Origin of the sequence: Mycobacterium asiaticum (assembly GCF_001673365.1) — a bacterium.
Lineage (GTDB): Bacteria > Actinomycetota > Actinomycetes > Mycobacteriales > Mycobacteriaceae > Mycobacterium > Mycobacterium asiaticum_A.
Window position 1 is genome coordinate 31,666 of the sequence record NZ_LZLS01000045.1, and the last position, 14,212, is coordinate 45,877.

Annotated in this window: 12 protein-coding genes, 1 pseudogene and 1 riboswitch; of the genes and pseudogenes, 2 read left to right on the forward strand and 11 right to left on the reverse strand. The window is 66.0% G+C overall.

Features of this window, described 5'->3' with window-relative positions; all coding sequences use genetic code 11:
• The first annotated feature begins 1 nt into the window (after position 1).
• Together A5634_RS27020 and A5634_RS05115 are read left to right on the forward strand one after the other, a co-directional pair.
• Positions 2 to 913 (forward strand): alpha/beta hydrolase fold domain-containing protein, encoded by a 912-nt coding sequence (locus tag A5634_RS27020; RefSeq protein WP_172831622.1) that lies wholly within the window; start codon positions 2 to 4, stop codon positions 911 to 913.
• Positions 910 to 2,100: an NAD(P)/FAD-dependent oxidoreductase gene (locus tag A5634_RS05115; protein ID WP_065143010.1), complete on the forward strand. Its 1,191-nt coding sequence runs from the start codon at positions 910 to 912 to the stop codon at positions 2,098 to 2,100. Before A5634_RS27020 ends, A5634_RS05115 begins: the two co-directional genes overlap by 4 nt.
• Here A5634_RS05115 and A5634_RS05120 read toward each other — a convergent pair.
• The 11 genes and pseudogenes from A5634_RS05120 to A5634_RS05170 all read right to left on the reverse strand — a co-directional run.
• A complete protein-coding gene (locus A5634_RS05120) occupies positions 2,097 to 2,822 on the reverse strand; it encodes an MgtC/SapB family protein (RefSeq protein WP_065142998.1) in 726 nt (241 codons plus the stop codon). The genes A5634_RS05115 and A5634_RS05120 overlap by 4 nt on opposite strands.
• A 124-nt stretch (positions 2,823 to 2,946) precedes the next feature.
• The gene (locus A5634_RS05125) at positions 2,947 to 3,285 is read right to left on the reverse strand and encodes a DUF732 domain-containing protein (RefSeq protein WP_065142999.1); all 339 of its coding nucleotides are present in this window, start codon (positions 3,283 to 3,285) and stop codon (positions 2,947 to 2,949) included.
• Positions 3,282 to 4,694 carry a PPE family protein gene (locus A5634_RS05130; protein ID WP_065143000.1) on the reverse strand — a complete coding sequence of 471 codons (1,413 nt, stop codon included), beginning with the start codon at positions 4,692 to 4,694 and terminating at the stop codon, positions 3,282 to 3,284. Before A5634_RS05130 ends, A5634_RS05125 begins: the two co-directional genes overlap by 4 nt.
• Before the next feature lie 32 nt (positions 4,695 to 4,726).
• A complete protein-coding gene (locus A5634_RS05135; RefSeq protein ID WP_065143001.1) occupies positions 4,727 to 5,962 on the reverse strand; it encodes a PPE family protein in 1,236 nt (411 codons plus the stop codon).
• A 166-nt stretch (positions 5,963 to 6,128) separates the two neighbouring features.
• Entirely contained in the window at positions 6,129 to 6,467 is a 339-nt protein-coding gene (locus tag A5634_RS05140) for a DUF732 domain-containing protein (protein ID WP_065143002.1), read from the reverse strand.
• A gap of 13 nt (positions 6,468 to 6,480) precedes the next feature.
• Entirely contained in the window at positions 6,481 to 7,842 is a 1,362-nt protein-coding gene (locus A5634_RS05145; protein ID WP_065143003.1) for a PPE family protein, read from the reverse strand.
• Between the two features lie 55 nt (positions 7,843 to 7,897).
• Entirely contained in the window at positions 7,898 to 9,100 is a 1,203-nt protein-coding gene (locus A5634_RS05150; protein WP_065143011.1) for a PPE family protein, read from the reverse strand.
• Positions 9,101 to 9,437: 337 nt separating this feature from the next.
• Entirely contained in the window at positions 9,438 to 10,559 is a 1,122-nt protein-coding gene (locus tag A5634_RS05155; RefSeq protein WP_065143004.1) for a PPE family protein, read from the reverse strand.
• A gap of 292 nt (positions 10,560 to 10,851) precedes the next feature.
• A riboswitch (M-box (ykoK) riboswitch) is annotated at positions 10,852 to 11,022 on the reverse strand.
• An 85-nt stretch (positions 11,023 to 11,107) separates the two neighbouring features.
• The gene (locus A5634_RS05160; protein WP_081290205.1) at positions 11,108 to 12,259 is read right to left on the reverse strand and encodes a PPE family protein; all 1,152 of its coding nucleotides are present in this window, start codon (positions 12,257 to 12,259) and stop codon (positions 11,108 to 11,110) included.
• Between the two features lie 42 nt (positions 12,260 to 12,301).
• A complete protein-coding gene (locus tag A5634_RS05165; RefSeq protein WP_065143006.1) occupies positions 12,302 to 13,567 on the reverse strand; it encodes a PPE family protein in 1,266 nt (421 codons plus the stop codon).
• A gap of 430 nt (positions 13,568 to 13,997) precedes the next feature.
• Positions 13,998 to 14,212 (reverse strand): annotated as a pseudogene (locus A5634_RS05170) (type VII secretion AAA-ATPase EccA); the annotation flags it as partial.

Below are 14,212 nucleotides of genomic sequence, written 5' to 3' on the forward strand. Positions count from 1 at the left end.
AGTGCACAGACTACTGCCCAAGCCGCAAGTCACTCAGCGCCTACTGCGCGCATCCGGCGTCCGCAACCGGATGTTCCCGCCGGCCAAGTTGGCCAGCTGGGCGGCAAACCCGCGGCCGCCGTACTGCGGGTTGCCGTCGAAGTTGGTCCTCAAGAAGGTCGATGTCGTTCGCGACGATCTCAACGGTCGCCCCGTCTACCAGGTCAGCCCGCGACACGTCGATCCCCGCTCGCTGGACCGACACCTGATTTATCTACATGGCGGCGCCTACGTGCTGGATTTGCTGCCTCACTTTCATTGGCCGGCGATCGCGAAGCTGGCCACCATGCTCAACCGCACCATCACGGTGCCCATCTACCCGATCGCGCCCGAACACAACTACCGCCAGGTGTTCCCCTTCCTGTTGCAGCTATACCGCCGCACCCTGGCGACTCGGGACGCGAGTTCGGTTGCGTTCATGGGCGATTCGGCCGGGGGCGGGATGGCTTTCGCGCTGTGTCATGCGGTCCGTGACGCGGGTTTGCCGCAGCCGACCGATGCGCTGCTGCTGTCCCCGTGGATGCATCTCGGCCTGCCGGACCCAGACGTGCCGGCCGTGGCCAAGATCGACCCGTTCCTCAACCTCGACGACCTGCGTGCCGCGGGCATCCGCTATGCCGGTGGAGACCCGCTCGACACTCCCCTGCTCAGCCCGAGCGTAGGCCCGTTGACGGGACTGCCGAGGTTGACGATTTTCACCGGGACACATGATGTACTCAACCCCGATGCCCGCGCTTTCCGAAAGCGCGCCACGGCCGACGGGCTCGATATTGGCTGGTACGAACTCGACGGAGGGATGCATACGTGGATGCTCCTTCCCGGGCACAAAGCCAAAGTGGCGATGGGTCAGATCCGCGAGGTGCTGGCGCGCTGAGCCGCGTGCTGGTGATCGGTTCTGGGTTTGCCGGACTGTGGGCCGCGCTGGGTGCGGCCCGCCGGCTCGACGAGCTCGCCGTCCCGGCGGGAACGGTCGAGGTCACGATGCTCAGCGCCCAGCCGTTTCATGACATCCGGGTGCGCAACTACGAGGCCGACCTGAGCGCATGTCGTATCCCACTGGCTGACCTGCTCGACCCGGTGGGGGTCGGGCAGGTGACCGCCACGGTGACCGGCATCGACACCGCGGCCAGGACTGTCACCACCGCTGCGGGTGCGACCTACGCCTATGACCGGTTGGTGCTCGCATCGGGCAGCCGCGTGTGCAAGCCCGACCTGCCTGGGTTGCGCGAGTTCGGATTTGATGTCGACAGCTATGACGGCGCGATGCGGCTGGCCGACCATCTGAAGCGCTTGGCAGAGCGCTTGGCGGCAACCCGCGGCGCAGGCACCGTGGTGGTGGTCGGTGCGGGATTGACCGGGATCGAAACGGCCTGCGAGTTGCCCCACCGGTTGCGTGAGCTGGGCCTGGCCCCGCGGGTGGTGCTCGTCGACCACAATGCGCAGGTCGGTTCGGACATGGGCGACTCGGCGCGACCGGTGATCGAAAAGGCATTGTCGGACAACGGCGTTGAGGTACGGACCGGTGTCGGGGTCAACGCAATAACAGCGGCGAGTGTGTCGCTGTCGTCCGGTGAACAACTCGAGGCCGCCACCGTGGTGTGGTGCGCGGGGATGCGTGCCAGCGCGCTGACCGAGCAGCTACCGGCAACCCGCGACCGATTCGGGCGGCTCGCGGTCGACGATCACCTACGGGTGATGGGAGTGCCGTCGGTGTTCGCCGCCGGGGACGTGGCGGCGGCACGAATGGACGACGAGCACATGTCGGTCATGTCGTGCCAGCACGGCCGGCCGATGGGTCGTTACGCGGGCTACAACGTGATCAGCGATCTGTTCGGCGAGCCGCTACTGACACTTCGAATCCCTTGGTATGTAACGGTTTTGGATCTCGGCCCGGTCGGGGCGGTGTATACCGAAGGCTGGGACCGGATCGTGGTTGCACAGGGCGAACAGGCCAAGGCCACCAAGCAGACCATCAACACCCGACGGATCTACCCACCACTGACCGCCAACCGCACCGACCTGCTGGCCGCGGCCGCGCCTGAGTTGCAGGCTCGGCCCTAGTCGTTAGGAGCGGCGGGCAGTATCGGGCTGATCGGCTCGCCAGCGTACCAGTGCACCGCGTAGATGCCCGGCTGTAGCGACAACTCCGCCACCAGCCGTTCCAGCCGGGCCGGTGAATGCCCGTCAACGAGCACGTGCGCGGTCAGCGCGACCTTGTCTTCGGTCTGTCCGGTGTGGATACCGCGCAAGATGATGTCGTTGCTGCTGGTGTGCTGCACGATTTGGGCGCGGGCGTACTTCGCGGACTTGGGTCGACAGATCACCTGCACCTGGTAGGGCTCGAGGCCCTCGTCTTCTTCACCGGAGTTGTCGTGGTCGATGAACCGCCCCAGTGGACGCCCCAGCAGATGGATCGCGACGACGGCGCCGGTGGCGATCAGGGCGAACACCAAATGGCCGGACGCGGCCAGGACTCCGACAGCGGCAGAGCACCACAGCGTGGCGGCGGTGTTGAGGCCGCGCACATTGAACCCCTCGCGCAAGATCACCCCACCCCCGAGGAACCCGATTCCGGACACGACGTAGGAGGCGACCCTGGTTGGGCTGCTGTCTTCGGTGGCAACGGAATACAGCACGAACAAGGTGGCACCGGTTGCCACCAGAGCGTTGGTGCGCAGCCCCGCCATGCGGGCCCGCCACTGCCGCTCGAATCCGATCAGCGCGCCGCAGCCCACGCCAACGCCCAAGCGCAGCGCGAAATCGGCGACGGACAACGATTGCACCGCGCGCTCCCCTCTCCTCGAACCTCTCCTGCGCCTTTCCCGGGCCTTTTAGGGCGGAATCGCTACGGCAGCCAATCAAATCCTGATGAACATCAGGTGGAAACCAGGCGAACCGGAGATTCCCCTAGAAGTAGCCGCCCTCGGGTTGCCCCAGATGCTCGGGACAGTAGGTGTTCGACGCGATGGCGGTGAACAGCGCCGCGGCGTCCAACGTGAGTGCCGGATTCTGCTTCTTCACGTCGGTCAACACCTGCAGACCGGTTTCGCCGTTGCGCATCAACCCACACACCGCTTGGGCGGAAGCGATGGCCGCCGCGGGGTTGGGAACTGTGATGCCGGCTTTGGCGAGGGCGGCGAGGAACGCCGCATCGCTGCCCGCGGGGTCGTCGCCAGGGTCGCCTTGGGCTGGGGCCGCGAGACCTATGGCGGCGACGAGCCCGAGCAGGACGGCCGGCAGTCTCACGGACTACCCAACTGCGCGTCGGGCAGGGTCACCTTGGGCTTGTCCTTGTTCGATACGTGCACCGCGTGGATGCCGGGCTCTTTGGACAGTTTGTCCAATAGCGCGTCCAGGCCGGCCTTGTCGACGTTCCAGTGCTTGACCGAGTCGGGTTCTTTCTGCAGTTTTGCGATGACGGTGTCCAGCTTGACCGGCTCGACCGGACCTTTGCCGCCGTTGGCGCGCGCGCGGGCGCCGCTGCCGCTGAGGACTTGCGGGCCCACGGCGCCGAGCGCTCCGCCCGTCATGGCGCCCAGCGTCATCTCGTTGACCAGGCTGCCCGGAATGGCCGCAGAGGGCGCCGCTGCCAGGCTCGTGGCGGACAGCGCGGTCGAAGCCATTCTGATCGCTGGCGTCGCGGAGGCCCAACTCGGTGGCACGGACAACTTCCCCACCACGTTGGCCTCTCCCACGCTTGCCGACGCCGCGCTGCTCAGGCCGGCGCCCGTCGGTGCCATACCGAGCCCAGCGCCCAGCGCCGACTTCGGGATGTCCTCCAGCGGCGGTTTCCAGAACAGCTTGAACTCGGTCATGCCGAGGTTGGGGATGCTCATGATGTCGTTGGCCACGGTGCTGAACCGGCCGATGTCGGCGAAGGTCCCGAAGGTGTTTTCCCATGTCGGAGCGGCCAATGAAGTCCCGGTGAGGGCATTGAGGAGCTGACCCATGGCTTGCATGTATTGGGAGCCGCCGGTGCCGAGAGCCTCGAAGACCTGCAGGACGAGGTCGAATGGAAACACCGGTGCGGCCGTCGGTGCGGCGGTGGCAGCCGCCGTCGCGGCCGCGGTGCCGGCGGCCAGGGCGCTGGTCTGGCCGACCGCAGCCTGTTGGCTGGCAAGGCCGGCCGGGTTGACGACCTGCGGGGGTTCGGTATACGGCGTCAGTCTTGCGGCGGCCGCCGACGAAGCGGTGTAGGCAAACATCGCCGCGGTGTCCTGGGCCCACATCTCCCCGTATTGCGCCTCGAGGGCGGCAATGGCAGCGGTGTTTTGGCCGAAAATGTTCGTCGCCACCAGCAACGCCAGCTGGCTGCGGTTGAGCGCGATCTCCGCCGGCGGCACCACCGCGGCAAAGACGGCCTCGTAGGCACTCACGGCCGCCTTCGCCTGGTCGCCGGCCGTCTTGGCCTGGGCCGCGGTCGCTGACATCCACGTCACATACGGCGTCGCGGCTGCTGCCATCGCCGACGACGACGGGCCCGTCCACGTCTCGTTGGCCAGGCCGGTGACCACCGAGCCGTAGTTGGCCGCGGTCGACTGCAGTTCGGCCGCCAATGCATCCCAGGCCGTGGCTGCCGCGATCATCGGGCCGGCGCCCGGGCCGGTGTAAATCTGCCAGGAGATGATCTCCGGTGGTCGCACCGCGAAACTCATCAGTCTGGCCTTCCTTGTGTTGATGTCATTGTTCAGTCTGCCGGTATCACGATGATGGTCGCTGTGGCGGCTTCTTCGGCTGCGGCGACGCCGCCGCTGGCACCGGAAGCGCCACTGCTGGTGGTGCGGATGCTGGCGCCGGCCAGCGCGCGTCCGGCCAGGCTCGCCATGGCCATTTCGCCGAATAGCCCACCCTCGGCCGCCGCGGGGATCGCCGGGAGTGCACCCGCGCTCACGCCGGGCAGCATCGATGCCATCGTCCGCATTACCGGAGCGGCCGTCACCCAGCCTTGCGGCACCGAAAGCGACCCGACCAGCGTGGACTGTCCCATGGCGCCGGACACGCCGGGCGGGACCGCTGCGACGTAGCCGCCACGCAGCGGCGACAGGCCGGCGAGCGGTTTGCCGCCGCTGTTCAGCAGCTGAGCGACCCCAGGCGCATTCTGCGACAGGCCCAGGATCTGCCCCGCGAACAACCACCAACCGCCGAACAGGACGAACCCGATGATGGGACTGTAGGCACCGGTGATGGCAGCAAAGAAGGGCCGGATACCCACGATGTACGGATTGATGGCGTCGATTATCGAGCTGACAGGAGTGGCCGCCGCCGGGGCCGCGGCCGCGGGACCCACCGTCTGCAGCGCATTGGGAATCGCCGTCATCAGCTGGGACAGGCCCGACTGCATCTCGGAAGCGCCGACGGCCTCGCTGACCGCCGCGGACTGTCTGGCCACACCGGACGGGTCGACGGTCTCGGGGGGTTCGGTGAACGGCATCAACTCCGTCGCCGCAGCCGAAGACCCGGCATAGCCGTACATGGCCGCGGCGTCCTGCGCCCACATTTCGGCGTACTGCGCTTCGTTGACCGCGATCGCCGGGGTGTTCTGACCGAGGATGTTCGTCGCGATCAAGGTCATCAGCTGAACGCGGTTGGCTGCCACCACCGGTGGCGGCACCGTGGCCGCAAATGCGGTTTCGTACGCGCCAGCGGCCGCCTTAGCCTGCATCGAGGCCTGCTCGGCCTGGGTTGCGGTGTTGGTCAACCAGGCCACAAACGGTGTTGCCGCGCTCATCATCGCCATCGAGGCCGGGCCTTGCCATGACCCCACCGTCATACCCTGCACCGCAGACGCGTATGACGCCGCAGTGGAATGCAACTCCGCAGCCAGTCCATCCCAGGCCGCCGCGGCCGCCATCATTGGTCCGGAACCCGCCCCCGTGTACATTCGTCCAGAGTTGATCTCTGGCGGCAGCGCCGCGAAATCCATCAGTCCCCTCCGGTCCCCTTTGTGGCCGCCATGGTAATCACCGGGGGATGCTTAAAGCCGCAAAACCGGGCGACCTCATATCAAACTCAACAGCTACGCCAATGGCGCACCGCAAATGCGACCTGCTGATTTCGACGACGGTGCCAGGTGTGTCGTGCTGACCGGGTCAGCTCTTGGAAAGATGCTGGGGGCAGTAGTACTTCGCCGCGATCACGGCAAACTGCGCCGCCGCGTCCATATTGAACGCGGGGTTGTGTGTCTTGACGTCGTGGACGAGCTCGAGACCCGATTCGCCGTTGTTCAAGCAAGTGCACACCGCGCGGGCCGAGCCGATGGCCGCTGCCGGGTTGCTGTATCCGATGTCGACGCCGTGCAGGGCAGCCAGAAAGCCTGCGTCGTCAGTAATGGGGCCGTCAGTAATGGGGCCGTCGTCCGGATCGGCGTGCGACGGCGCGGCGAGACCGACTGTGGCGCACGTGGCTATTAGCGCTAGAAGCAGCTTCATAACAGACCTTTCGCTAGCCGAGCTGGGCATCTGGAGGGACGACCCTGGCCGCACTTTTGGCCACATGCACCGCGTGAATGCCAGGCTTTTTCGCCAACTGTTCGAGCAAGCTGTCCAGACCGTCCTGGTCGACGGTGTGGTGCTGGACGGTTTCCGGCCGCTCCGAGATCTGAGCGACCATCCGCTTGAGCTTTTCCGGTGATCGCAAGTCTTTGAGGTCTTTGACCGGTTTAAGCCCGCTGCGGACGGCGCTGCCAGCCAGCGGGCTCGGAGCACCAGCGCCGAAAGCGCTTCCTGCCATGCCGGCCAGCGACATCGAGCTCAAAAGGCTGCCCGCGCCCAGTTCGGCTGCGGATACCGCTTCTGGCCCGGCACCCGACAGTGCGGTGGCCACCGTCCGGATCGCCGGTGTGTTCGCGGTCCAACTGGGCGGAACTGTCAGGGAGCCCACCAACATTCCTCGCCCGAAGTTCGCCGACGGGTTCGCCGACACGGCGCCGGTCAACCAGCCCCTTCCCCAGTTCGGTGCCGAAAGTCCGCCCCCCAGTGCATCTTTGGGTAACTCCAGTGCCCCAGCGGCTTTGGATCCGAATTTGAGAACCTGCGAGATGGGGAGGTTGAGCAACAACCCGATGTCGTTGAACTGAAGCGTAAAGGCAAGTGGCACCTTGACCGCCGAGTAGAGGGACGTGAAGGTGGATGCCCCGGCCGGACCGAATAAGCCATTCAGCATTGCCGTCACGGTCGCGGTGTAGTCGGTGCCGAGGTTTGCCAGTACTTGAAGCAGATCCGAGACCGGGTCGCCGACGGATTGGCCCGCCGCCAACGCCTGACTTGCCGGCCCAGTGGGATTGACAATCTGGGGCGGATCGGTGAACGGCGTCACTTCGCTTGCGGCGGCCGATGATTCGGCGTAGTTGTCCATTGCCAGCGCGTCCTGCGCCCACATTTCGCCGTACTGCGCTTCGGTGGCCGCTATGGCCGCGGTGTTCTGGCCGAACAGGTTGGTAGCGGTCAGGAACGCCAGTTGGCTTCGGTTGGCGGCGATTTGGGTCGGCGGCACGTGGGCGGTGAACGCCGTCTCATACGCCGCGGCTGCGGCCGTGGCCTGCATCCCCGCTTGCGCTGCCTGCGCCGCGGTGGCGCTCATCCACGTCACGTACGGCGCCACCGCTGCCGCCATGCCTACCGCGGACGGCCCTATCCACGGTCCGCTGGTGAGGCTGGACACCAACGAGCCGTAGGACGCAGCGGTGGACTGTAATTCGGTAGCCAGCGCGTTCCAGGCCGTCGCAGCGCTCAGCAATGGACCCGCTCCTGGCCCGCTATACATGCGGCCCGAGTTGATCTCCGGAGGCAAAGCCGCGTAGAACATCCCCGCTACCCCCGTCCTACTATCGGAACACGCTGCGCGAGAGAGTGTTTGCTCATCAGTCGTCCTCTAAAGCCGGGAGCACGAAGATCATCGCCGCCGCAGGATCGGCCTCGGCGACGACGACACCGCCTCCTGATACCGCGACTGCGCTGCCGCCACCTGAGCCCCCCACCGCGGCGCCAAGAGTGCGTCCAGCCAGGCTGGACAGGGCCATCTGGCTGAATACACCAGATTCCCCCAGTTCTGCTGCCGGGGCGGCCGCGGCCAGGTTGGTTGACAGTGTCTGGGCGACCATTCGGATTTCGGGCGCGGCCGTTGTCCAGCCCTGCGGCACGGACAGTCCTCCGATCGCGGCTGCGCGGCCCATTGCCGCCGTCGCGGCGCTGACGGAGCCCGCCCCACCCAACTGAGGTGCGACGGATTGCGCTATCGGTGCGAGTGTCCCGGTGATCGGTTGTGCCGGAGCGAGAAAGGCTTGCATGCCTTGTCCGTTTTGTCCGAACGCATATAACTGGCCGAACGACAGGAAGGGCCCACCGGCTATCGATGTCCAACCCTGCAGGGAGAACGGCCCGGTGAGAACGCCGAAGATGGCATTGAAGTTAGCCAAGTCGGTAGCCAGCGCCGGTGCCAGCGATACCTGCGGTAGTGCGAGCCCCGGCAGCAATGAGGTGGCCCCCGCCGCCGAAGAGGCGTCCGCGACGGTTGTAGCCAAGTCCCCCAACGCATTCGGTGCCGTGGTCTGGGGCGGATCGGAAAATGGTGTCAGCTCGGTGGCCGAGGCCGATGCTCCCGCGTACGCGTACATCGCGGCGGCATCCTGCGCCCACATCTGCAGATAATCTGCCTCGGTCGCGGCTATCGCCGCAGTGTTCTGGCCGAAAATGTTCGTGGCAACCAACGTCATCAGCAGCGTGCGATTCGCCGCCACCGCCGGCGGCGGAACTGTTGCCGCAAAAGCGGTTTCGTATGCGCCGGCAGCCAGTTTCGCCTGTGCTGCCGTCTGGTCTGCGCGGGCGGCGGTGGCTGAAATCCAGGAGACGAACGGGGCGACGGCAGCAGACATCGCGATCGCGGCCGGACCGTGCCAGGTTCCAGCGGCCAGCTCCTCGATGGTGGATGCGTAAGCGACTGCGGTGGAATGCATTTCGTCCGCCAAGACAGCCCAGGCAAGCGCAGCGGTCAGCAGTGGTCCAGCGCCCGGACCGGCGTACATGCGGCCCGAGTTGATCTCCGGCGGTAGCGCTCCGTAATCCATGCGTACCACTCCTTTGATTTCCCCCCACGGAGATCCGATGATTTCCGGGTATTCGCCTACACTTTCGGTCGAACCCATTTTCAGAGCGTTGCTGTCATGTGATCGTGAAGTGAACAAGAACTCCCGCTTTCCAGCCAGAGTCCGTGATGTCGCGCATGCAGCTATCGACAGATATAGTTATCTAAGCAGCTCAGCACGCTAGCAATCGAATATCGGCAAATTACTGTTGAATGTCATTACGGGCTGTTTACCTGTTTATATGCGCCGTAATAAACGAGATGTGAGAATGGTGCGCGTTAATGCAGTCCGGGCCGGAAACGCTGCGTTGCGCAGGCGATCATCCCGCGGCCGGCGGCCGTGCGACGACGAGCGGACGGAAGCCGTACTGGGGCACCGCCCGCCCGAAAGGCTGGCCGCCGACGTTGCCCATCGGGACCCCCGGCATGCCTGCCGGACCCGCCGCGGCCGGCTCCGGGGCAACCATCGGGGTACCGCCCAGCGCGGAACGCAGCAGGCCGTCGGCTGGCGCCGCGGCGGTCCAGGCCGGCGGCACTGACAGCTTGCCCACTGTGCCCGCATTGCCCACCATGCCCGCGGCGATCCCGGCCGTCGCGCCGCGCAGCCCGCCCGAGGCTCCGAGCGGACCCGCCGCAGCAATTGCACCGGGCGCCACGTCTTGAGCGGCCCCCGCCACATCCGACATGGCCGACGCACCGAACAGGCTGGATAGCGTTCCGATCGTGGAACCCGGGGTGAACAGGCCGGTGGACGTGATGGTGTTCCACACGTTCGCGTTGGGTCCCCAGGTTTCGATGAAGCCCTGCCACCCGGTCCCGCCCGATCCCGAGAGCCCCTGCAGCGCGCCCGGCACAGCGGCCATCAGTTCTGACAGCGTGCCCTGCTGCGCGCTCAGGCCGCTCGCACTGGTGATTGCCCGAGGCCCCGCAAACGGGCTCAGTTCAGTCGCGACCGACGAGGATGCCGCGTAGCCGTACATGGCGACCGCGTCTTGCGCCCACATCTCGAGGTACTGCGCCTCGGTGGCGGCGATCGCGGGCGTGTTCTGCCCCAGGACGTTCGTGGCGATCAACGCCGCCAGCTGTGCTCGGTTGGCCGCGACCTGCGGCGGTGCAACCGTTGCGGCGAACGCCGCTTCGAAGGCGCCGGCAGCGGCTTCGGCCTGAGCGGAGGTCTGCTCAGCCTGCGCCGCGGTCACGTTCATCCACGCCACGTAGGGTGAGGCGGCGGCAGCCATCGACGCCGATGCCGGGCCGAACCACTCTTCGCCCGTCAGCGCCGAAAGCACGCCCTCATACGACAGCGCCGTGGCGCGCAGCTCGGCGGCCAAACCCTTCCAGGCCGACGCGGCAACCAGCATCGGACCGGCCCCACTTCCGGTGTACATGCGCGCGGAATTGATTTCCGGCGGCAAGGCGGCAAAATCCAGCACGGCGCTCATCGGTGGCCTCCCCACTGATGGAACAATCCGAATCCGGGCAGCCGCCATTGCAATTTGTGCGGCAATTTCGCGCACGGCAATTAGACGCGCCTGCAAAGAGCAGACGACGTTATCGGACGAGCCGATTCAGCTTGCGTAAACGCCCGGGTCGGATCGAAACGAAATGGTCTTCGATCTCGAATAGGGACTATCGCCGGGACTCACTCCGCTCTCACCTCCTCAGGGCCAGGGCACACGGGGATGCCGGGCGCACGCCACGCAGAGATGAGGCAACAGCGGTAAACCCGCTGGGCCAGCACCTCTCTCGACAGAGCTTTGGCACCACACGGCGTATCCGGAGATACCGGAAGCCACTTGGGCTCAACCCTTAAGCCGGGAAGAGCTGTCCTGACCCGGGGCGTCTTTCGACGTTCGAGGTCAGTGGCCTGTGTCCGTGCAGACGCCTCACCTAGCGAGGTGCATGCAGAGGCCATCGTGGCACTCAAAGCGATAAGAGTCAAATTTGTAGTAGGTAATTTGTGCAAAAAGCGAAGAAATGCCTGTTGCAATTATCCGGCCGCTACGGGGCGCGGCATGATCGTGAGCTTATTTCCGTACCGCGGTCCGTTGCCCCAACTGCGCGAGTACGCGTTGGCGGCCGGCATGCCGGGTACCCCTGGCGCTCCCGCCGCGGCCGGGACCGCGCCGGTCCCCGTGGAACCAGCGCCTGGAATGGCAACGCCACCGTGGCTCACCTCGACGGCCGTGGCCCAACTCGGCGGCACCGACAACCGGCCGACCAGCGTCGCCTGATTCGTGCCGCCACTGACGGCCCCGAGAGCGGATCGAGCCCCGGTGAGGCCGGCGCTGGCGGCGTCGGCGGCGGCCGGTGCGACCGCCTCGGGCGTCGCCCCTTCGACCACCGAACTCACGTCGGCAATCGCGTCCGTGACGCCGGGACTGACCAGCCAGGGAGAAACCAACTGGGCTGAGACGATCGCGTTGAACAGGTCGGAGTCCATAAAGATCCCGAAGGCGTTGCCGTCGTTGCCATCCAGGAAATTGAGTAGGTCGACGAGCAGACCCGTTTGAGGGAAGGAGTCGAACGGTGATGCCGCCGCCGGGGACGCGAGTTCTTGCAGGCCCGCCGCGGTTGCCTGGCTGACCGCCGCGGCTTGGGCAGCCGGCCCGGATGGGTTGGTGGTCTGTGCCGGTTCGGCGAATGGAGTCAATGTCGCGGCCTCGGCGGCGCTGGAGGCATAGACGTACATGGCGGTCGCGTCTTGAGCCCACATTTCGGCGTATTCCGCTTCGGTAGCGGCGATGGCTGGGGTGTTGATGCCGAAGAAGTTGGTGGCCACCAGTGCCAGCAGTCGCGCCCGATTCGCTGCGACCACCGCCGGTGGCACGGTCATCGCGTACGCGGCTTCGTAAGCCGCCGCGGCGGCAGCAGCTTGAGCGGCAGTCTGCTCGGCCTGCACACTTGTGCCGCTCAGCCAGGACAGGTACGGCGCAACGGCCGCCGCCATGGTCGCCGACGCTGGACCCAGCCAACCGTCACCGATCAGAGTCGATATGACCGACTCGTATGCCGTTGCAGCCGAACGCATTTCCGCGGCTGTCGCGTCCCATGCCGCCATGGCGGCCAACATCGGCGCCGAGCCCGGCCCGGTGTACATCCGCAGTGAGTTGACTTCAGGTGGGAGTGCTCCGTAATCCAATACCAGCACCTCCTCTGCCCAGCCGTAGTGGCCTCCCCCCTGTTATCCAGCAGCTGGAGGGCGCCCCATGATCGTCGGCCGGAACCCGTAACGCGGTGGGTTGGCGAAGCTGTGCCCGTACATTCCGGCACCGGGCATTCCGGGAAAGCCGGGTACACCTGCCGCGGCTTCCGGTGCAACTACATTGCTGGTCCAGCCACCGCCGGCGGTGGCCGCACCGGCGTGGTTAACCACCGAGGTCGCCGCTGTCCAGGTCTGCGGGACCGACAACCGGCCGACCAGAACCGACTGGTTGATCCCAGCTGTCACACCGCCCGTCGAATAGGACGCCTCGGCCACGTCCATCAGCGGCGGAATGTTGGTCGGGCTGAGCGGCGAGTCCGCGGGGATCCAGGACGGGTTACCCGAGCCAGATCCCATCGGCGGCACCGCGGACCCTTCTTCGGCTCCGAGGGCGACGGCGTTGATGTCTGCCAACCCTGCAAAGACCGCGGGAGCCACGATGGCGGGACTGATGTACCCGGCCGATACGAACCCGTTTACCAGGCTGGAATTCAGGAAGATCCCATAGGGATTTCCGTCGTTGCCGTCCAGGAAATTCAGGATGCCGGCGAGCAGGTCGGCACCTGGGAAAGCCTCGGCGGTCGCGGCCGGCGATGCAAGTCCCTGCAGAGTGGACGGCAGCGACGACATCAGCTGGGGTAGCTCTGACTGCGTCAGGGTCCCGACGGCGTTGCCGGCGGCCTGGGTGACGGCCGTCGCTTGAGTGGCCTGCCCGGCCGGGTCCGTGACTTGCGCCGGCTGGGTGAACGGAGTCAGCGTCGTCGCAGCCGCGGAACTGGTGGCATAGCCGTACATTGCCGCGGCATCCTGCGCCCACATCTCGCCGTACTCCGCCTCGGTTGACGCGATTGCCGCCGTGTTCTGCCCAATCAGATTGGTAGCGACCAATACCTGCAGTTGGGCACGGTTAGCCGCCACCACAGCGGGGGGCACGGTCATGGCGTATGCGGCGTCGTAGGCTCCCGCGGCCGCGGCCGCGGCCGAAGCAGCCTCCTCGGCTTTGACACCAGTGATGTTCATCCAGGTCAAATAGGGGGTGACCGCGGTCAGCATCGACTCTGAGGCGGGGCCCAGCCAGCCGTCACCGGTCAGCACCGATATCACCGTGTCGTAGGCGGCAGCTGTCGAATGTAGTTCCGCGGCGAGTTGATCCCAGGCAGCCACCGCGGCCAGCAGTGGCGCCGAGCCGGGCCCGGAGTACATGCGCAGGGAATTGACTTCAGGGGGTAATGCTCCGAAATCCATCGTCAACACCTCAACCGATGTTCGAGGTGAGAAGGATTGTGGCACAAGACATTATCGGACTCCTCCGTTGGAGATGGTCCGACCCGGCTACGTGCCTCGGCCGCTGATGGTGTCGGGGTGCTCAGTTGCGCCAGCCGATTCCGACGACGGGAAAGCGCCGTGACCGGATCGGGAAGAAATGGTCATCGAATTCGTACAGGCACGGTCGAATTGATCAGTGCGCCACCACCTCCCGTCGCCGTCGGGGCACACGGGAGCGCCACCGTGGTCACACAATCTGGGAGGAATTAGTCCAGCGAGATTCGCCGGACGCGCCCACCCGTCTCGAGTCCCACACAGCGTAGCCGCACGAAGCGCTAGCGGGAGGATGTTAGGCACAACCCTTATGTTGTGGTGCCGGGTCGGCTGTTGCGGCGTCGCGGGACCGGCGCTACTTGCTCTTTTTCTCCGCCACCGCGGCGCTGAGGCCTTCGGCGAGATCTTCGCGCGTCAACTCCCGGAACCGCCGCATCTGGTCTTCGCTGAATTCGGTGAAATCACTGTTGAGCACGGCATCCAGGTCTTCGTCGTCCAGCCGGAAACTGCGGTGATCGCGCGCCTTCTCCACCACGTTGCGGACAAAGCCGGCGTTGCCCAGCATGTCGA